This window comes from Microbacterium sp. AC035 (genome assembly GCF_979258485.1).
Genome location: NZ_OZ409858.1, coordinates 2,235,143 through 2,252,969 on the forward strand (window position 1 = coordinate 2,235,143; position 17,827 = coordinate 2,252,969).

Here is a 17,827-nt window from a genome sequence, read left to right on the forward strand (position 1 = left end):
TCGACGCGGGCGCGCGGTGCCGCGCAGCAGGTCATCGCCGCGCGACAGGTCACCGCCGCGCAGCAGGTCGTCGTCCACGGGCGCCCTTTCTTCGCGTTCACAACTCCGGAATGTTGACGTTACCACGGCGCTGTGCGTACCATGTTTACGTGAACACGCCCGAATCTCCTGAGTTGCGAACCGAGACCCTCTCCGCCGGCATCGTCAAGCGCGCGACGACGCTCGCCGATGGCCGCGAGCTGATCTACTTCGACGACCCCGACACGACGCTCGGCGCCGAGCGCGCGGTCGACTCCCGCACCCTCGATGCCCGCGGCGAGACCGCCACGATGCGACTCGACGTGCTGACGGGTGACTGGATCACGGTCGCCGCGAACCGTCAGAACCGGGTGATGATGCCGAGCGCCGACGCCGACCCGCTCGCTCCGCAGTCCCCCACCAACCCGTCTGAGGTGCCGTCGCTCTACGACGTCGCCGTGTTCGAGAACCGCTCGCCCGCCTTCGGTCCCGCCCTCGCCGAGGCCACCGGCACGGCCCCCGAGGCGAGCAACCCTCCTCGCGGGCTCGACGATCTCAGCGCTCTGGGCCTCGGCCGCACCCGCACGTCGGTCGGCCGCTGCGAGGTCGTGTGCTTCAGCCCTGAGCACACCGGCTCGTTCGGCACGCAGTCGGTAACCCGCGCCCGCACCGTGATCGAGGCCTGGGCCGATCGCACCGCCGCACTCTCGAAGCTGCCCGGCATCGAGCAGATCTTCCCGTTCGAGAATCGCGGCGAAGCGATCGGGGTCACGCTCCCCCACCCCCACGGCCAGATCTACGCCTACCCCTACGTGACCCCGCGCACCACGCGCCTGCTCGACTCGATCGACCGCACCGCACCCGACCTGTTCCAGCACATCCTCGAGTCCGAGCAGGCGTCCGAGCGCGTCGTGTTCCGGGGCGAGCACTGGACGGCGTTCGTACCCTTCGCCGCCCGCTGGCCCCTCGAGGTGCACCTGATGCCGCACCGGCACGTGCCCGACTTCGCCGAGACGACGGATGCCGAGCGCGACGAGCTGGCTCCTCTCTACCTGCGCCTGCTCCGTGGTGTCGACGCGCTCTACGACACCCCGACCCCCTACATCGCCGCCTGGCACCAGGCCCCGGTGAACGTCGGCCGCGACAGCGTGCGCCTGCACCTGCAGCTGACGAGCCCTCGCCGCGCTGCCGACAAGCTCAAGTTCCTCGCCGGCTCCGAGGCCGCGATGTGGGCGTGGGCCGCCGAGGTCACCCCCGAGCAGGGCGCGGCCCGCATCCGCGAGGCCATCGCGAAGGCAGACGCCGCACACACGGCGGCCTCCGCGCACACGGCATCCGCAGACACGACACCCGACCCCCAGCACGCAGACGAGGCATCCGCATGACCACCACCCAGGACGCCGCGCGCGCACTCTTCACAGACCTCACCGGACGCGCACCCGACGGCGTCTGGTCGGCGCCGGGCCGCGTGAACCTGATCGGCGAGCACACCGACTACAACGACGGCTTCGTGCTGCCGTTCGCGATCCCGCACCGCACCTACGCGGCCGTCGGGATCCGCGACGACGGCCGAGGCCGCGTGCGTGTCGCGTCGACCTTCGCCGATGAGCCCGTAGAGGTCTCCCTCGACGACCTCGACGAGCTGTTCCCCACGCCCACCGGTGAAGCCCCTGCTGTGCCCGAGTGGGCCGCGTACCCGCTCGGCGTCGCCTGGGCTCTCCGTCAGGCCGACGGCGTGGCCCCGTCGGCCGCCACCGGCACCGGCCTCGACATCGCGATCACCTCCGACGTCCCGGTGGGCGCAGGCCTGTCGTCGTCCGCCGCGATCGAGGGCGCCACGGCATCCGCCCTGAACGATCTGTGGGCGGCCGGACTCGACCGCGTCGCCCTCGCTCGCGTCGGCCGCCGGGCCGAGAACGAGGCCGTCGGAGCCCCGACCGGCATCATGGATCAGATGGCCTCGATGCTCGGCGAACCCGATGCGGCGATCTTCCTCGACTGCCGCTCGCTCGACGCGAACCTCGTGCAGGTCGGCATCGCCGAGGCGGGCCTCGCGATCCTCGTGATGGACACGCGCGTCAAGCACGCCCACTCGACCGGTGGATACGGCGAGCGCCGCGCCGCCTGCGAACGCGGTGCCGCGATCATGGGCGTGCCGAGCCTGCGCGACGTCTCGGTCGACGACCTGCCCCGCGCCGAGGAGCTCATGGACGACGTGACCTTCCGTCGAGTGCGTCACGTCGTGACCGAGAACCAGCGTGTCCTCGACACCGTGAAGGTGCTGCGCGAAGAGGGACCCCGCGCGATCGGCGACCTGCTCGTGGCCTCTCACGCCTCGATGCGCGACGACTTCGAGATCTCGGTGCCCGAGCTCGACACCGCGGTCGAGGCCGCCCTCACAGCCGGCGCCATCGGCGCTCGGATGACCGGCGGTGGATTCGGCGGAGCCGCGATCGCGCTGATCGAGCAGGACTCGGTGCAGCAGGTGACGGATGCCGTGAACGCCGCGTTCGCCGCATCCGCTTTCACCGCCCCCGTCATCTTCACCGTCACCCCGTCGGCAGGGGCGCACCGCGACGCCTGACCCGGGTCAGGGTCCGCTGATCGCGACCTGAGATACTGAACACTTCCCCACCCTGAGGAGCACAATGTCCTGGATCGTGACCGGCGGCGCCGGCTACATCGGCTCGCACGTCGTTCGCGCACTCGCGGATGCAGGGCTGACGCCCGTCATCCTCGACGACCTCTCGAGCGGGGTCGCCTCGTTCGTGCCCGAGGGCGTGGCCTTCGTGCAGGGCAGCATCCTCGACCGCGAGCTCGTCGAGAAGACGCTGCGCGACCATGACGCCGACGGCGTCATCCACGTCGCCGGCTACAAGTACGCCGGAGTCTCGGTGCAGCGTCCGCTGCACACCTATGCGCAGAACGTCGAAGGCACCCGCGTGATCCTCGAGGCGATGGAGGCCGCGGGCGTCACGAACATCGTGTTCTCATCGTCGGCCGCCGTGTTCGGCACCCCCGACGTGCCGCTCGTCGTCGAAGACACCGCCAAGAAGCCGGCCAGCCCCTATGGCGAGTCGAAGCTGATCGGAGAGTGGCTGCTGCGCGATCAGGCGATCGCGACCGCGGAGTCCGAGAAGCCGCTGCGGCACACTTCGCTGCGCTACTTCAACGTCGTCGGCTCGGCCGACCCGACGGTCTACGACGTGAGCCCGCACAACCTGTTCCCGATCGTGTTCGAGAAGCTCCTCGCCGGAGAGACCCCGCGGATCAACGGTGACGATTACGACACGGAGGACGGCACCAACGTGCGCGACTACGTGCACGTCGGAGACATCGCCGCAGCTCACGTGGCTGCCGCGAAGCGCCTCGCAGCAGGCGAGTCGATCGAAGCGGCATACAACCTCGGCTCCGGCGACGGCCTCAGCGTGAAGCAGATCATGGATGCCGTCGCACGCGTCACCGGCATCGACTTCACCCCGGAGATCGGCCCCCGCCGCCCCGGCGACCCCGACCGCATCGTCGCGACCGGCGAGCTCGCCGCTCGCGACCTCGACTGGAAGATGCGATACACGGTCGACGAGATGGTGCGGACGGGCTGGGAGGCGCGTCGAGCCGCGTCCTGACGTCGGTCAGAGGTCGCGCGTGCGGATCGGGTAGAGCCAGAAGCACAACCACGCGAGAGCGGCGAACACGAGCGGAACCACCGCGACCATCACCCGGATGCCGCCGTCGACCGCCTCCGGTTGCGCTTCGCCCAGCGACGCATCGAAGCCGGATGCCGTGAGCACGGCCGCCGCGACGACGGCCTGCAGCACGACCGAGCCGCGCACCACGAAGCCGTTCACGCCGAAGTAGGCGCCCTCTCGCCGATGCCCGGTGCGGGTGGCGTCCTCATCGATGATCTGCGCGAGCACCACCTCGAGGAGCTGCAGCAGGCCACCGACTCCGACGCCCACCGCGACGCCGACGAGAGCAGCCGTGAGCACCGTCGACGGCAGCAGATAGCCGAGCACGGCGATGCCGAAGACCGCGACGCTCCACAGCAGCGCCGTGCGGGGTGAGGTGCGTCGCACGATCGCGCTCCACAGCACGATCGACGGGATGGCGGTCACGAAGATCGCCCCCAGCAGCAGACTGGCCTCGCCCTCGGCGGCGCCCAGCGAATACCTCACGTAGAACGGCAGAGCGGCGAGGATGACGGCGATCGACGTCTGGATGAACAGCGAGCCGAGCACGTAGGGCACGAACGCCCGGTTCGCGAACGTGTACTTCAGCTGGTCGCGCCAGCGCATCGCCTCGGATGCGGCCTCCGGCGCCCGCCGCTCGATCATCCCGCCGACGAACGACCACACCAGCAGAACGAGGCAGACGGCCGAGAGCACGATCGCCATGCCTGGCCAGCCGATCGACCCGTAGAGCGCGGGCGCCCCCGCGGTGCCGAGCACCATGCCGAGGATCGCGAAGATCTGGCGGGGCACGTTGCCTCGCGCCCGCTCGTCGGTCGTGCGGAAGATCTCGGGGAACAGCGCCGAGATGTTCAGCACCACCACCACGAACGCGATGTCGTACACCGCGACCACGATGAGGAACCACACGATCAGTCCGGCGGTCGGCAGCTCCGGCGGCATCCACACCAGCGCGAAAGCGACCACGAGCGGAACGATGCCGAGACCGATCCAGGGGATGCGACGACCCCACGGCGTGCGGATGCGGTCGGACAGGGCGCCGACGATCGGATTCAGCACCGCGTTCAGGATGCCGTGCGCGATCATCGCCGCGGCGACCCATCCGGGTGCCACGCCGATGTGCGTGACGTAGAAGTAGACGACGAACGCAGAGAAGGTCTGCGCCATGAGCTGCGTCGGGAACCCGGATGCGCCGAACGCGATCGCCTGCGCCCTGGTGGGGGCGTCGTCGAGTCGACGGTCGCGCAGCCGCGTCGCCATCGAGGTCATGCGCGCCGGCTCCGCTGCAGATCGCGCAGGTCGCGCCATCCGACTCGCACGAGCCCTTCGTCGGCGATCGCCTGCAGCACCGCAGGGTCGGAGAGCAGCCGAAGCTCGTGTCCGCGCTTGGCTGCGGCGAAGTCGACGGCCGCGCGCAGCTCGTCGTCGTCGACCATCGGATGCAGGTAGATCTCGGTCACCCCGGCCGGAACGGCACGCAGGAGCGCGATGAAGCCGTCGCGGATCTGCTCGTACGATTCTCCGGGGATCTCCTCGAACGGGTGGCTCCACAGCCGGTCGATGATCTCGACGCCGAGGGAGTCGGCCGCAGCCGCTGCCTCGGCGAGCTTCGCCTGCAGCGCGGCGTCGTCTCCTGTGCCCTCCATGCTGCGCGGCAGCCGGAACGGCAGTCCGTGGCGGGCGGCGAGCTCGAAGACCGGACCCAGGAAGTCCCGCCCGGTGAGCAGCCCGTAGACAGATCCCATGTGATTGTCGAGGTGGGTCACGTCGACACCGGCATCCAGCGCCGCCTGCAGCTGCGCGGCGATCTCGGCGGTGACGTCGTCGACCGACGCGAGCTCCTCGATCGCCAGGACGCCGGCGGGAAAGTACCCCGCGTCGTCGACGAGGGTGGTGTCGGCGCCGGTGAGGGGCCGCCAGCGGTAGTCGGTCCACTCGCTCGTGAGCACCAGGTGCACGCCGACGTCGAGGTCGGTGCGCGTGGCGGCGAATGCCAGCGCCTCCGGCGCCCAGGCGCAGGGCACCATGAGAGTCGTCGAGTCGACGTGTCCCGCGTCCAGCAGCCGGATGATCGCCGTGTTCGCCGCGTGGCACATGCCGAAGTCGTCGGCATTGATGATCACGGCCCTGGCCCCCGGTGCGAGGCCGAGGCGATCAGCGAGGTCTGAGGTCATCGACGGTTCCTGTCTGAGGCGGGGAGCAGCAGCGAGAAGATCGACGCCCGAAGAGCGGATGCCGCCTCGCCGACCGCGCCGACCAGCGGCGCCTCCGGGCCGAACGACGAGACCACGAGGGTGAGCGGCAGTTGCGGGGCGAGCTCTTCGGCGAACTCGGCTGCGGCGCGCGCGAGAGCCGGGTGCGCGGCAGTGCCGCTGAGCAGGAACGCCTCCGGGTCGAGGACGAGCGCGATGCTGCCGGCGATCAGGGTGAGTCTGCGCCCCATCTCGGCCGCCATGGCGAGCGCGGCCGGATCGCCGGCCCACGCGGCATCGAGGTGCTGGTCTATCGTCTCGTCCGGGTCGCGGCCGTGGGCCAGCGCGAGATCGCGCACGACCGCGTCGCCGAGCACCGGAGCTCCGATCGGCAACGGGCTCTGCGGCAGATACATGACCTCACCCGCGACACCGGAGAACCCTCGGTGCAGCGAGCCGTCGATGACGATGCCTGCTCCGAGACCGTCGTCGAGGAGGAGCAGCGCGAAGCTGCTGAGTCCTGCGGCGGTCCCCTCGGACAGTTCGGCGAGCGCCGCGAGGTTGACGTCGTTCTCGACCCGCACCGTGCAGCCGAGGCGTGCGGACAGCGAGTTCTTGAATGCGCCGCCGTCCGGCCCCTGGTCGTCGCGGATGCCTCCGTCGGCGGTGACGATGCCGGGGATTCCGACGACGGCGAGCAGCAGCCGTCCGTTCACCGTGCGGCGACACGCTTCGATCAGCCCGGCGATGTGCTGCACGCGGTCTCCACGCGGAGGGAATGCGGCGTGACTCTCGGCCCTCACGGCCCCGGTCGGGTCGACCAGGGCGACATGGGCGGCATGGGCGTCGACGTGCACGGCTGCGGCGAAGCCGAGCTGCGGATGCAGTGCGACGCGCCCCGCTGCCGGTCCGCGGGTGTCACGATCCACCCCGGCCGCGGCCACGGCCGACGACGCTTCGAGCATTCGCAGCACCTGGGTCACTGCCGTACGCGACAGCCCTGTCTCGGCGACGAGTTCAGCGCGGGTGAGCGGGCCGCGGCGCGCGAGCGTCTCGAGGATCGCACGGCCGTTGAGCGTTCGGAGCAGGGTCTGGGGCCCCGCGAGTGGTCGTGCCAAGTTGATCCCCCCGGATTCGACGTGCGCCCAGCTTGACACATCGCGTCATACGTGTCGAGGGATCGGAGCAGCGATCTGCGTCCCGTCACACGACGGGACTGGCTCTTAGAGTGGACGGATGACGACTCTGGCGATCCGCGACGGTGCCGTGGCCGATGCAGACCAGATCGCCGAAGTGCATGTGCGCTCGTGGCAAGCGGCCTACCGCGGCCTCATCGACCAGAAGATCCTCGATGGCCTGTCGATCTCCGACCGCGCTGACGGCTGGCGACGGAACCTCGTCGCCCCGCTGCCCACGATCATCGGCATCCTGGTCGCGGAACGCGAGGGCAGGGTGATCGGCTGGACGTCGTTCGGCTCAGGACGCGAAGACGAGGGAGCGGACGACGGCGAGATCTACGGCATCTACGCCGACCCTGCGGAGTGGTCGACCGGGGTCGGGCGCGCCTTGCTCACGGAGGCCGAGCAGCGGATCACAGCCGCCGGGCACACCCGGGCCTACCTGTGGGTGCTCGACGGGAACGAGCGCGCCGACGCCTTCTACGCTCGCCACGGCTGGGAGCTCGACGGTGCGCGCAAGGTCGAGGAGCGACCGGACATGAGCCTGCCGGAGCACCGCCGGGTCAAGCGCTTCACCGACTCCTGACCGACTGGCTGCTCCGATCGCACCGACCGAATCCCCAAAACCCGCAGGTTTCGTATTACAATTGCCCCATGGCGAGGAAGATGCAGGGCAAAGAGGTCTCCGAAGAGCAGGTCGACGCTTGGGTGGCTGAGGCCGAGTCGGGATACGACGTCGAGGAGCTTCTGCGTCGACGTGGCGGGCGACCCGCACGCGGTAGCGAACCCTCCGAGGTCGTCCCTGTTCGGCTGACGAGCGCCGAGCTCGAAGCAGTCATGAACCGAGCCGAACGCGAGCATCTGAACCGTTCAGAAGCTTTCCGCGCCGCTCTCGCTGCCTGGGCACGCGTCGACGCATGATCGTCCGCGCCTCAGCGCTCAAACATGGCATCTCCGAAAACGACTCGGTAGAAGCCGCGACCTGGCCGGCGAAAGCGATCACCCTCGACGACGACAACCCCGGACGCGAGCTTCGTCTCGGATTCGATACGCATGGACGCCTGCTGGAACTCGTCGTTCTCGTCTGGGACGACGGTACCGAGGAACTCATCCACGCGATGAAGGCTCGCCCTCAGTACACTCGCCTGCTCGATTGAGTCACCGATCCGGCCACGACCAAGCGTCCCGACTCGGCCTGAAGCACCTTCAGTCCAGCGCGGACATCACGTGCTTGATGCGCGTGTAGTCATCGAAGCCGTACTGCGAGAGGTCCTTGCCGTAGCCCGAGTGCTTGAACCCGCCGTGCGGCATGTCGGAGACGAACGGGATGTGCGTGTTGATCCACACGCACCCGAAGTCGAGATCCCGCGAGAAGCGCATCGCTCTGGCATGGTCGGTGGTCCACACCGATGACGCGAGCGCGTAGGGCACGTCGTTCGCCATCTCGAGCGCCTGCTCCTCGGTGTCGAACGACTGCACAGTCAGCACGGGGCCGAAGATCTCGCCCTGCACGGCCTCGTCGTCCTGGTGCAGGCCCGAGACGATGGTCGCCTCGAAGAAGTAGCCCGTCTCGCCCTGACGCGCGCCGCCGGTCTCGATCGTGGCGTGCGCGGGCAGACGGTCGACGAAGCCCTGCACCTGGGCGAGCTGGGCCGCACTGCTGAGCGGGCCGTAGAGCACTCCCTCTTCGTGCGGGGCGCCCGTGCGGGCATCCGTCTTCGCCTTCTCGACCAGCGCTGCGACGAACTCGTCGTGCACCGATGAGTGAACGAGCACGCGGGTCGCGGCCGTGCAGTCCTGCCCGGCGTTGAAGAATGCTCCGGTGACGATGCCGGATGCCGCCTTGTCGAGGTTCGCGTCGGGGAAGACGATCGCCGGCGCCTTGCCGCCGAGCTCGAGGTGCACGCGCTTGACGTCGTTCGCCGCCGACCGGGCCACTGCCATGCCGGCACGGACGGATCCCGTGATCGCGACCATCTGCGGGGTCGGATGCTCGACCAGAGCCACCCCGGTGTCGCGGTCGCCGAGCACGACATTGAGCGTGCCGGCGGGAGTGTGCAGCGCGACGATCTCGGCGAGCAGCAGCGTGGTCAGCGGCGTCGACTCCGCAGGCTTCAGCACGACCGTGTTGCCCGCGGCGAGCGCGGGGGCGATCTTCCACACCGCCATGTTGAGCGGATAGTTCCAGGGCGTGACCTGTCCGATCACGCCGATCGGCTCGCGGCGCACGAACGAGGTGTGTCCGGCGAGGTACTCCCCCGCCGCGCGCCCTTCGAGGCTGCGGGCGGCACCGGCGAAGAAGCGCAGCTGGTCGATCGACTGCAGGATCTCGTCGGTCACGAGGCTCGCGCGCGGCTTGCCGGTGTCCTTCGACTCGAGGTCGGCGAACTCCTCGGCGCGCGCCTGCATCTCGTCGGCGATGCGGAAGAGCGCCAGCTGCCGGTCGGCCGGCGTCGTGTCACGCCAGATCGGGAACGCGGCGGATGCGGCGGCGTACGCGGCATCGACATCAGAGGTGTCGGAGACGGGCAGCTCTCCGTAGGTCTCCTCGGTCACGGGGTCGATCAGCGGCATCCGCCCCTGCCCGCTCACGGGACCGTACTGCCCGCCGATGAAGTTCTGAAGGAGTTCTGTGGCCATGACGGCCATGTTAGCGATCAGATTGCGAATACAGAAGACTCATCTGAATCAAACGATGGAATCAGTTGCTTCGGCAGGTTGATCCTGTCAATATCGACACATGAGCGCCACAGCGAAGCAGCCCGTACTCGACGACATCTCGAAGCGGATCGTCGAGCTCCTGCAGGAGGACGGACGCCGGCCCTATGCCGAGATCGGCCGGGAGGTGGGGCTGAGCGAGGCGGCGGCGCGTCAGCGCGTGCAGCGGATGACCGAGGCGGGCATCATCCAGATCGTCGCGGTGACCGACCCGATGCAGCTCGGCTTCAACCGCATGTCGATGATCGGCATCCGCGTGACGGGCGATCCGAGGCTCATCGCCGAGGAGCTGACGAAGATCACCGAGCTCGCCTACGTCGTCGTCACGCTCGGCACCTTCGACATCCTCGTCGAGGCCGTGTGCGAGAGCGACAGCCATCTGCTCGACCTGATCGCGACCCGCATCCGCACGATCCCGGGCATCACTCACACCGAGAGCCTGCTCTACGCCGAGCTCTACAAAGACCTCTACAACTGGGGCACGCGCTGAGGCGCGGGTCCGGAAACCAGGAGCACATCATGGGAACCACGGTCTTCGAACGTCGCCGCCCCGCGGATGCCGTGATCGACGCCTCGCTGCGCGACACGGCTCTCAGCGTGTTCTGGCTCGATGACGTCGAGCGCGTCTCGCATCCCGCCCTCACTGGGAGCATCACGGCCGACCTCGCCATCGTCGGCGGCGGCTATGCGGGCCTCTGGACCGCCGTCCGCGCAAAGGAGCGCGACCCCGAGCGTCGCGTCGTGCTGCTGGAGGCATCCCGCATCGCGTGGGCGGCATCCGGCCGCAATGGCGGGTTCTGCGAGGCGAGCCTCACGCACGGGCACGAGAACGGCCTCACCCGCTGGCCCGACGAGATCGATCGCCTCGAAGAGCTGGGGATCGAGAACCTCGACGGCATCGAAGAGACCGTGAAGAGGTACGACATGGACGTCGACTTCGAACGCACCGGCCAGCTCGCCGTCGCCGTCGAGCCGCACCAGGTGGAGTGGCTGCGCGAGGAGGAGGGCTTCCTCGACCGCGAGGCCGTGCAGGCCGAGGTGCACTCCGACACGTTCCTCGCCGGGGCGTGGGAACGCGACGCGTGCGCCCTCGTGCACCCCGCGAAGCTCGGCCTCGAACTGGCCCGTGTCGCGGTCGAGCTCGGGGTCGAGATCTACGAGCACTCGCTCGTGCGCGAGGTGATCGGCGACGGATCGAGTGCGATCACGCTCGTCACCCGGAATGGCGGGCAGGTCAGAGCGGATGCCGTGGCGCTCGCAACCAACGTCTTCCCCTCGCTGCTCAAGCGCAACCGCCTGATGACGGTGCCTGTGTACGACTACGTGCTGATGACCGAGCCGCTGACCGACGAGCAGCTCACCTCGATCGGATGGTCGAACAGGCAGGGTCTCGCCGACAGCGCGAACCAGTTCCACTACTACCGGCTCACGGCCGACAACCGCATCCTCTTCGGCGGCTACGACGCGGTCTACCACTTCGGCGGCAAGGTGCGCCCCGAATACGAGGACCGCGCCGGGAGCCACCGCAAGCTCGCCTCGCACTTCTTCACGACTTTCCCGCAGCTCGAGGGCCTGCGGTTCACCCACCGCTGGGCAGGGGCGATCGACTCTTCGAGCCGCTTCTGCGCGTTCTTCGGCACCGCACGCAAGGGGCGCGTGACGTACGCGACCGGGTTCACGGGCCTCGGTGTCGGCGCCGCCCGCTTCGCCGCCGACGTAATGCTCGACAAGCTCTCGGGCGAGCCGACCGAGCGCACCGAGCTCGCCATGGTGCGCGAGAAGCCGATCCCGTTCCCGCCCGAGCCGGCCGCCTCGATCGGCGTCAATCTCGTGCGAGCCGCGATGAACCGGGCCGATCACAACGAGGGCAAGCGCAACCTGTTCCTCAAGACGCTGGATGCCGTCGGCATGGGCTTCGACTCGTGAGCGAGCTCGCTGCGGGAACCGGGGTGGATGCCGCGGCACTGCCGCTCGTGCACGAACCGCTGCCTGCGGATGACGTGGTCATCGGTCGCCCGACGACGGCGGTGCATGCGTTGGCGACGCTCGGTGAGGTCGAGGTCGGCATCTGGGAGATGACGCCGGGCACGGCATCCGATGTCGAGGTCGACGAGGTCTTCGTCGTGCTCTCAGGTCACGCCCGCATCGAGTTCGTCGAGCCGACGCTGCCCGCGATCGAGGTCGACGCGGGCTCGGTCGTGCGCCTGCCCGAAGGACAGCGCACTGTGTGGACGGTCACCGAGACGCTGCGCAAGGTCTACATCGCCTGACGCGCGTCAGGCGCGCGCGGGTGCTGCCGCCGTCGCTGCGACGGTCGGCTTCTCATCGGCGCCCTTGATCACCCAGTACACGACGGCGACCGCGAGGATGCCGATCACCGGGCTCAGGAACGCGGCCCAGGCCGTGCCGAGCGGGGCGAAACCGACAGCGAACACCGAGACATCCCAGAGGCCGTGCAAGGCCATCGCCCAGATGAGCGACCCGGTCACCCGCCGCACGATGTAGAAGCAGGTGCCCGACATCGCGGCGAGCACCACCTGTCCGAGGGTGGGCCCGACGGGGGCGCCGAGCGCGGCATTGATGATGTGCATCCCGCCGAAGAGCAGGGAGGTGAGCAGCCACACCCACACCTCGGAGAGGCGTGAGCGGAGGGCCGTGAGCAGGAGTCCTCGTGACATCAGCTCTTCGCAGAATCCGACGGCGAGCCCGAGGGCGAGAAGCGACAGCAGGAAGGACGCGTCGAACTTCGACCAATCGGTGTTGAACAGGTTCACCACCGCAACGACGAGCATGAGCGCGGGCACGAAGATCGGCCACTTGTGGTGCGACCGCTTGCGCTCGAAGAGCGCCGGCTTCCACCACCCCAGAAGCCACGTGGTGATGGCGAGCAGCACCGCCCCGACCGCGAGATCGAGCACAGCCCCGCGCCAGGTGAACTCGGCCGAGGTGCCGATCTCGGTGTACGCCACACCGCTCAGTTTCGACACGATGAAGATGACCGCGACGTAGCCGACGTAGATCGCGAGGCCGATCCAGACCCGAGGGGTGACGCGCATGTGCTGGTGCCTTTCGATCGGCGAGCGAGTTCCGATCACCCAACATATCGGTCTGCGACAGCGCGGCGAGCACCCGATCGAGTGCACCTGCTGGCGGGCTGCTCTACCCGAAATGCGGAGATCGGTCAGGGACCGTACGTCCTGGACGTTCAGTCGTCACGTGAACACCTCGTGATTAGGCTCGGCGAGACGTCGTGACGCAGCAGTCCACCCAGGGAGTCCCGAAGAGTCGACGGGTCTCAGAATCGGGCGGAGAATCCACCGTCGGTGTGGAGCAGTTGACCGCTGATCCATCGGCCTTCGTCGGAGAGGAGGAACGCGGTGATGGCTGCGATGTCCTGGGGGGTGCCAGCTCGGCCAAGGGGGTGGTACGAGGTCAGGGTTTCGCGTGTTTCGCCATCCATCCACCCGGTATCGATCGGGCCTGGATTGACGACGTTGGCGGAGATTCCGAGGGAGCCCAGTTCTCGGGCCGACGAGATAACCAGTCTGTCGAGTGCACCTTTCGAAGCGCCGTAGGGAAGATTGCCGGTCGTGTGGTCGCTCGTGAACGCGACGACCGCTCCGCCGGTTTCATCGACTTGGCGGGCGAACGCCGCGATCAGAAGTAGGGCCGCTCGAGCGTTCACTGAGACGTGTCGATCAAAGCTCTCGGCGGTGGTGTCGAGGATGCCTGATTGCACATCGTGGGCATGGCTGAGCACAAGGGCCGACAGAGTGCCTCGTTCCCGTGAGACTCGCTCGACCAACGCGCCCGGTGCTTCTGCGTCGGCCAGATCGCACGGATAGTCCCCCGCATTGAGGTCACTGGTGACCACGTCCCACCCGTCTGCGCGTAGCCGGGGAACTATGCCGGCGGCGATGCTGTTGGCTCGAGCAGCTCCAGTGACAAGTGCAACAGGCATGATTCGACCGTAGCTCACGCAGTCCGCGGGTGACGAGTGCCGCCAAGAACGATCGCTTCGGGCGTTGATACATGCCGTGAGTCGCGAGCGGATCAATCAACACGCCTGCCTTCGCGAGCTGTGGGAGGAGACCGGCTTAGCCGTACGCACTGCGCACGTTGGCCTTTAGTCCCCGAACACGCTGCCGTAAACGATCACTATAGGCGTAGCGCAACCCGCAAGCCCTAGAGCAATCCAGAGACATGCGCCGTATCGGGGTTTTGGTGAGGATTCGGTGGGGGCGAACCCAGCTATTGCTTGGCCATGGCTACTCGGAACCGCTGTTCCGGCGAGATCAGATGGTCGACGTTCTCGGCTGCGGTGTCGATGTCGAGCTGTACCCATGTGACGGCGCCGCTGAACACGTTGCCGCCACCCATTCCGTACTCCTCGGTCACGGCTGCGCCGGCGTCGGAGCCGACCTCTGTCGTCTCGTCCATCGAGAAGATTCCCCAGTGCGTCCGCTCGACGCGGCCCGCGCCGACCTGCTCGCCGTCGAGATAGAGGGTGACATCGCCGCCCTTTCCGATACCACCGCCGTCGTACTCGAATTCCATGCGGACCTGGTGTTCGCCGGCGGGGATCTTGACCTCTGATCCGACGTAATACATGCGGGCCCCGGTGAAGTTGTACGCGTATCGGAGCGAGCCCTCGAGAGCATAGAGGCTCCAGCCGCCCATGTTGCCGCCTTGGGCGATGATGACACCGGATGCCCCGGCCTCGGGCACCGTGATGGAGGCCGTGACGGCGTGCGACTTGTTCTTGATGTTCATCACGACGTTCTCTTGCAGTCGGTGCATCCCGCCGTAGAGGAGCTGGCTGCTTCCGTTGACCGCTGACGGTCGTCCGGCGAGTTCGGAGTTGAAGCGCTCCGCGAACCGTGGCTCCAGGGGGAGGACGTTGTATTTGGTGGCTTCGATGAGGAACAGTCTCTGGAGCTCGGCGAGCTTTTCGGGCATCTCGGCGGCGAGATCGTGTGACTGCGTCCAGTCCGTGTTCGTGTCGTACAGCTCCCACACATCAGCGTCGATATCTTCGCTGCGGCCGCTGAATTCCCAGGGGGTGGCGTGCTTGGTTACCGCTGTCCAGCCCTGATGGTAGATACCGCGGTTGCACATCATCTCGAAGTACTGAGTCTCGTGCCTGTCCGCTGCGGCGGGATCGTCGAAGCTGTAGGCCATGCTCACCCCGTGCAACGGCTCCTGCTGCACGCCGTTCACCGACGTCGGAAACGGCAGTCCTGCCGCTTCGAGGACGGTGGGGGCGAGGTCGATCACGTGGTGGAACTGCGAGCGCACCTCGCCAGCAGCCTGGATTCGAGACGGCCAGTGCACGATCGTGCCGTTGCGAGTGCCGCCGAAATGAGAGGCCACCTGCTTGGTCCATTGGTACGGGGTGTCCATCGCGTGCGCCCAGCCCACCGCATAGTGGTTGTAGGCCCGCGGGGTGCCCAGGTCATCGATTCGGTCGATGAGCCACTCCGAGGTCGCGAGGTCGGGCGCTTCGGAGACCATGACCTCGTTCGTCGTGCCTAGCAGCGTGCCTTCGGCCGAAGCGCCATTGTCTCCGATGATGTAATACACCAGGGTGTCTTCGAGGATCCCCATGTCTTCGAGAGCGTCGATGACCCGGCCCACGTGGTGGTCGGCGTACTCGAGGAATGCAGCGTAGACCTCCATCTCGCGCGCCAAAACCGGCTTGAGCTCCTCTGGTTGGGAGTCCCACGTGGGGATCTCAGAGGGACGCTCGGTCAGCACCGCATCAGCCGGGATGACACCGAGATCCTTCTGCCGCGTGAAGCTCTCCTCGCGCAGAGCGTCCCAGCCCTGATCGAACTTTCCCTTGTACTTCTCGACCCACTCGTGTGGGACGTGATGCGGAGCGTGGGTCGCGCCGGGTGCCAGATAGGTGAAGAAGGGCTTGTCCGGGGCCATGGACTTCTGCTGCTTCATCCAGTTGATGGTGTGATCGGCCAGGTCAGCCATCAGGTGGTAGCCCTCGTCCGGCGTCCCCCATGGCTCGACGGCCGCGGTCCCTTCATAGAGCGCGGGATACCACTGGTTGTTCTCTCCACCGATGAACCCATAGAAGTACTCGAATCCGCCGCCGGGGTGCGGCCAGTGGTCGAACGGGCCGATCGGGCTGGACTCGAAGACGGGGACTTCGTGGCACTTCCCGATCTGCGCGGTGGAGTATCCGTTCAGGCGCAGTATCTCGGCGAGCGGTGCACACGTGTTCGGGCGAAGCGAGTTATAGCCGGGGGCGGATGTCGCCATCTCAGTGATGGCTCCCATGCCGACGCTGTGATGGTTCCGGCCGGAGAGCATCGCCGCCCGAGTGGGCGAGCACAGCGCAGTGGTGTGGAACCGGTTGTACTTCAGGCCGGAGGCCGCGAGCCTCTCCGCCGTCGGGGTCGCGCACGGCCCACCGAACGCACTCGACGCGCCGAAGCCCACGTCATCGAGCAGGATCACAAGGACATTCGGTGCGCCAGCCGGGGGCCGCAGCGGCGTGATCGGCGGGAACTTCGTCGCCGGATCCGTCGTGACGTATGTCGTGAGGCCCACATGCTTCGCATCCGGGATCGGCAGAACCTGACGCTGAATCTCAACCACGACCTTCTCCTCACGAGCCGGCACCCCGCCCGAATATGCGAGGCGTGGGTTTCACGCTACGGGGAAAGGCCGTGTTGTCGATGCCTTCGTCCTCCGACATCACCCTGCCAGGGTGAGGCGCAGAGCAACGAACGTCTGCATCAGCGATGGGCTCCCGCGCGCATGACTCAGCCGAGCGTGGAGAGGCGTTCGCCGACGATCAGGACGGCGAGGGTGGTCGAGAGTGGGAACCGGTCTGTCAGTATGACGTCATGTCTGGGACGCACAAGCTCGCTCATGCACTCGCCGCACTCTCCGTGGCGGCTGCGGCGCTGGCCGGGTGCACCGTCATAGAACCGGCGGCAGTTCAGACGTCCCACGCATCCGCGCCGACGGATGTCGCTGAGCCAGTGACCGATGCTGCGCCGACGCCGACGCCGGCGTCGACCGAGCCGGAAACCTGCTCCGGCATGTCTGAGGTCTACGGCACCACCGGCAGTCTGTATTTGGAGCGGCAGGGGACTCTCCGGGACCTCGGCGCACGTGAGTTCGCGCGGGGCGAGGTGACATTCGATGAGGACGGCACCCCGTTGACCTATACGGTCGAGCCCGGCGACGTCCAGGCTGTGATCGCTGAACGGCTCTGCGCGTACCCGACCCTCGACTCGATGAACCACGTGCGCGTGATCCAGCCGGGGCAGGTGCTCTGGCTCACACCCGACCCCGAGAGCCCCTGGGTGCCGTACTACAGCCCGAATGACGCGCCTGCGGGGTTCCAGCAGATTCCTTACCAGCAGGCAATCGAGTCCGCGGGCAGGGCAGTCGACGCCGGCGACGTGGACACCGTGCGCGCCATCTGGAACGACACCCTCAAGGGCATGTTCGTGACCCAGGAGACCATCGACGCCGTCCAGAAGGTCGTCGACTCGGGCGACCTCGACGCGCTTCGCCAGCTCTTCTCCTGACGCTGGTCATGGTGCAGCACGCGTCAGCCGGCGGCGGCTAGGCGTCGGGCTGACGCGCCTTCACGTGCCAGTATGGGGCCGTGCGGATCGTCGGCAGTGCCTTCCTGGCCATCGCAGCGACGCTCATCGGACTTTTCGGCAACCTCATGCTCGGCGTAGCCGGCCTCACCCTGGCAGGTTCGGGCCTCAACTGGGCAGGGCCGGGTGTCACGGTCATCGAATACTCCGATTCGGATGATGCCGAGCGAGCGATCGGCATCGGGATGGGAGTCATCGCGCTTGTGGCCTGGCTGATCCTGCTGCTGTCTGCCGTGCTTGTGGGGTTGCGCGGCGACCGCCCGACGCGCGAGCGGCGTGCCACGGTATGGAGCGTCGTGGGACTCAGCACGGTCCTCGTGCTGGGGACCTTGATAGCAGTGCTGGCTACGCCGCCTACTCTCGGCTAGCACCCGATCGACGAGGCTGAAGCCTGC

The 17,827-nt window shown here is 67.8% G+C and carries 18 protein-coding genes; 11 read left to right on the plus strand and 7 right to left on the minus strand.

Annotated features, from left to right (window positions below):
• Positions 1-149 precede the first annotated feature (149 nt).
• From galT to galE, 3 genes are all read left to right on the plus strand, one after another.
• Positions 150-1,403 (plus strand): galactose-1-phosphate uridylyltransferase, encoded by a 1,254-nt coding sequence (galT, locus tag ACZ0AA_RS10870; RefSeq protein ID WP_400866790.1) that lies wholly within the window; start codon positions 150-152, stop codon positions 1,401-1,403.
• The gene (gene galK / locus ACZ0AA_RS10875; RefSeq protein ID WP_400866792.1) at positions 1,400-2,602 is read left to right on the plus strand and encodes a galactokinase; all 1,203 of its coding nucleotides are present in this window, start codon (positions 1,400-1,402) and stop codon (positions 2,600-2,602) included. The genes galT and galK overlap by 4 nt, the downstream gene beginning before the upstream one ends.
• A 64-nt stretch (positions 2,603-2,666) precedes the next feature.
• Positions 2,667-3,644 carry a UDP-glucose 4-epimerase GalE gene (galE, locus tag ACZ0AA_RS10880; RefSeq protein WP_400866795.1) on the plus strand — a complete coding sequence of 326 codons (978 nt, stop codon included), beginning with the start codon at positions 2,667-2,669 and terminating at the stop codon, positions 3,642-3,644.
• A 6-nt stretch (positions 3,645-3,650) separates the two neighbouring features.
• Here galE and ACZ0AA_RS10885 read toward each other — a convergent pair whose 3' ends face one another.
• The 3 genes from ACZ0AA_RS10885 to ACZ0AA_RS10895 are packed head-to-tail and all read right to left on the minus strand — an operon-like array spanning position 3,651 to position 7,017.
• Complete coding sequence (locus ACZ0AA_RS10885) at positions 3,651-4,976, minus strand: MFS transporter (RefSeq protein ID WP_463512892.1); 1,326 nt, start codon at positions 4,974-4,976, stop codon at positions 3,651-3,653.
• Positions 4,973-5,881: a polysaccharide deacetylase family protein gene (locus tag ACZ0AA_RS10890; protein ID WP_400866801.1), complete on the minus strand. Its 909-nt coding sequence runs from the start codon at positions 5,879-5,881 to the stop codon at positions 4,973-4,975. Before ACZ0AA_RS10890 ends, ACZ0AA_RS10885 begins: the two co-directional genes overlap by 4 nt.
• Positions 5,878-7,017 (minus strand): ROK family transcriptional regulator, encoded by a 1,140-nt coding sequence (locus ACZ0AA_RS10895; protein ID WP_400866804.1) that lies wholly within the window; start codon positions 7,015-7,017, stop codon positions 5,878-5,880. Before ACZ0AA_RS10895 ends, ACZ0AA_RS10890 begins: the two co-directional genes overlap by 4 nt.
• A gap of 118 nt (positions 7,018-7,135) precedes the next feature.
• Here ACZ0AA_RS10895 and ACZ0AA_RS10900 point away from each other — a divergent pair, with 118 nt between their 5' ends.
• The 3 genes from ACZ0AA_RS10900 to ACZ0AA_RS10910 all read left to right on the plus strand — a co-directional run bounded on the left by ACZ0AA_RS10900 (position 7,136) and on the right by ACZ0AA_RS10910 (position 8,234).
• Complete coding sequence (locus ACZ0AA_RS10900) at positions 7,136-7,663, plus strand: GNAT family N-acetyltransferase (RefSeq protein ID WP_400866806.1); 528 nt, start codon at positions 7,136-7,138, stop codon at positions 7,661-7,663.
• Positions 7,664-7,731: 68 nt separating this feature from the next.
• A complete protein-coding gene (locus tag ACZ0AA_RS10905; protein ID WP_400866809.1) occupies positions 7,732-7,998 on the plus strand; it encodes a ribbon-helix-helix protein, CopG family in 267 nt (88 codons plus the stop codon).
• The gene (locus ACZ0AA_RS10910; RefSeq protein ID WP_400866812.1) at positions 7,995-8,234 is read left to right on the plus strand and encodes a hypothetical protein; all 240 of its coding nucleotides are present in this window, start codon (positions 7,995-7,997) and stop codon (positions 8,232-8,234) included. The genes ACZ0AA_RS10905 and ACZ0AA_RS10910 overlap by 4 nt, the downstream gene beginning before the upstream one ends.
• A 49-nt stretch (positions 8,235-8,283) precedes the next feature.
• On the opposite strand, the gene ACZ0AA_RS10915 is transcribed toward ACZ0AA_RS10910, so the two are convergent.
• Complete coding sequence (locus ACZ0AA_RS10915) at positions 8,284-9,717, minus strand: gamma-aminobutyraldehyde dehydrogenase (protein WP_400866815.1); 1,434 nt, start codon at positions 9,715-9,717, stop codon at positions 8,284-8,286.
• A 100-nt stretch (positions 9,718-9,817) separates the two neighbouring features.
• Here ACZ0AA_RS10915 and ACZ0AA_RS10920 point away from each other — a divergent pair, with 100 nt between their 5' ends.
• From ACZ0AA_RS10920 to ACZ0AA_RS10930, 3 genes are read left to right on the plus strand one after another with little or no spacing between them, the layout of a single operon-like run.
• Positions 9,818-10,285: an Lrp/AsnC family transcriptional regulator gene (locus ACZ0AA_RS10920; protein ID WP_400866818.1), complete on the plus strand. Its 468-nt coding sequence runs from the start codon at positions 9,818-9,820 to the stop codon at positions 10,283-10,285.
• Positions 10,286-10,314: 29 nt separating this feature from the next.
• Positions 10,315-11,721, plus strand: a complete 1,407-nt coding sequence (locus ACZ0AA_RS10925; RefSeq protein ID WP_400866821.1) for an NAD(P)/FAD-dependent oxidoreductase — start codon at positions 10,315-10,317, stop codon at positions 11,719-11,721.
• Positions 11,718-12,065, plus strand: a complete 348-nt coding sequence (locus ACZ0AA_RS10930) for a cupin domain-containing protein (protein WP_400866824.1) — start codon at positions 11,718-11,720, stop codon at positions 12,063-12,065. The genes ACZ0AA_RS10925 and ACZ0AA_RS10930 overlap by 4 nt, the downstream gene beginning before the upstream one ends.
• Positions 12,066-12,071: 6 nt before the next feature.
• Here ACZ0AA_RS10930 and ACZ0AA_RS10935 read toward each other — a convergent pair whose 3' ends face one another.
• The 3 genes from ACZ0AA_RS10935 to ACZ0AA_RS10945 all read right to left on the minus strand — a co-directional run bounded on the left by ACZ0AA_RS10935 (position 12,072) and on the right by ACZ0AA_RS10945 (position 16,410).
• Positions 12,072-12,851: a lysostaphin resistance A-like protein gene (locus ACZ0AA_RS10935; RefSeq protein ID WP_463512893.1), complete on the minus strand. Its 780-nt coding sequence runs from the start codon at positions 12,849-12,851 to the stop codon at positions 12,072-12,074.
• 239 nt (positions 12,852-13,090) lie between these two features.
• Complete coding sequence (locus tag ACZ0AA_RS10940; RefSeq protein ID WP_400866830.1) at positions 13,091-13,756, minus strand: SDR family oxidoreductase; 666 nt, start codon at positions 13,754-13,756, stop codon at positions 13,091-13,093.
• A gap of 290 nt (positions 13,757-14,046) precedes the next feature.
• Complete coding sequence (locus ACZ0AA_RS10945) at positions 14,047-16,410, minus strand: arylsulfatase (RefSeq protein ID WP_463512894.1); 2,364 nt, start codon at positions 16,408-16,410, stop codon at positions 14,047-14,049.
• A 449-nt stretch (positions 16,411-16,859) separates the two neighbouring features.
• On the opposite strand from ACZ0AA_RS10945, the gene ACZ0AA_RS10950 reads away from it, so the two are divergent.
• Together ACZ0AA_RS10950 and ACZ0AA_RS10955 are read left to right on the plus strand one after the other, a co-directional pair.
• Positions 16,860-17,354, plus strand: a complete 495-nt coding sequence (locus tag ACZ0AA_RS10950; RefSeq protein ID WP_400866835.1) for a hypothetical protein — start codon at positions 16,860-16,862, stop codon at positions 17,352-17,354.
• Positions 17,355-17,434: 80 nt separating this feature from the next.
• The gene (locus ACZ0AA_RS10955; protein ID WP_400866838.1) at positions 17,435-17,800 is read left to right on the plus strand and encodes a hypothetical protein; all 366 of its coding nucleotides are present in this window, start codon (positions 17,435-17,437) and stop codon (positions 17,798-17,800) included.
• Positions 17,801-17,827 lie beyond the last annotated feature (27 nt).

What these genes read in the sequence shown, in the direction of transcription:
- galK (WP_400866792.1), top strand. Translation starts at nt 1,400, where the DNA reads ATGACCACCACCCAGGACGCCGCGCGCGCACTCTTCACAGACCTCACC.
- galE (WP_400866795.1), top strand. Translation starts at nt 2,667, where the DNA reads ATGTCCTGGATCGTGACCGGCGGCGCCGGCTACATCGGCTCGCACGTC.
- ACZ0AA_RS10885 (WP_463512892.1), bottom strand. Translation starts at nt 4,976, where the DNA reads ATGACCTCGATGGCGACGCGGCTGCGCGACCGTCGACTCGACGACGCC.
- ACZ0AA_RS10890 (WP_400866801.1), bottom strand. Translation starts at nt 5,881, where the DNA reads ATGACCTCAGACCTCGCTGATCGCCTCGGCCTCGCACCGGGGGCCAGG.
- ACZ0AA_RS10900 (WP_400866806.1), top strand. Translation starts at nt 7,136, where the DNA reads ATGACGACTCTGGCGATCCGCGACGGTGCCGTGGCCGATGCAGACCAG.
- ACZ0AA_RS10905 (WP_400866809.1), top strand. Translation starts at nt 7,732, where the DNA reads ATGGCGAGGAAGATGCAGGGCAAAGAGGTCTCCGAAGAGCAGGTCGAC.
- ACZ0AA_RS10910 (WP_400866812.1), top strand. Translation starts at nt 7,995, where the DNA reads ATGATCGTCCGCGCCTCAGCGCTCAAACATGGCATCTCCGAAAACGAC.
- ACZ0AA_RS10915 (WP_400866815.1), bottom strand. Translation starts at nt 9,717, where the DNA reads ATGGCCACAGAACTCCTTCAGAACTTCATCGGCGGGCAGTACGGTCCC.
- ACZ0AA_RS10920 (WP_400866818.1), top strand. Translation starts at nt 9,818, where the DNA reads ATGAGCGCCACAGCGAAGCAGCCCGTACTCGACGACATCTCGAAGCGG.
- ACZ0AA_RS10925 (WP_400866821.1), top strand. Translation starts at nt 10,315, where the DNA reads ATGGGAACCACGGTCTTCGAACGTCGCCGCCCCGCGGATGCCGTGATC.
- ACZ0AA_RS10935 (WP_463512893.1), bottom strand. Translation starts at nt 12,851, where the DNA reads ATGCGCGTCACCCCTCGGGTCTGGATCGGCCTCGCGATCTACGTCGGC.
- ACZ0AA_RS10940 (WP_400866830.1), bottom strand. Translation starts at nt 13,756, where the DNA reads ATGCCTGTTGCACTTGTCACTGGAGCTGCTCGAGCCAACAGCATCGCC.
- ACZ0AA_RS10950 (WP_400866835.1), top strand. Translation starts at nt 16,860, where the DNA reads ATGTCTGAGGTCTACGGCACCACCGGCAGTCTGTATTTGGAGCGGCAG.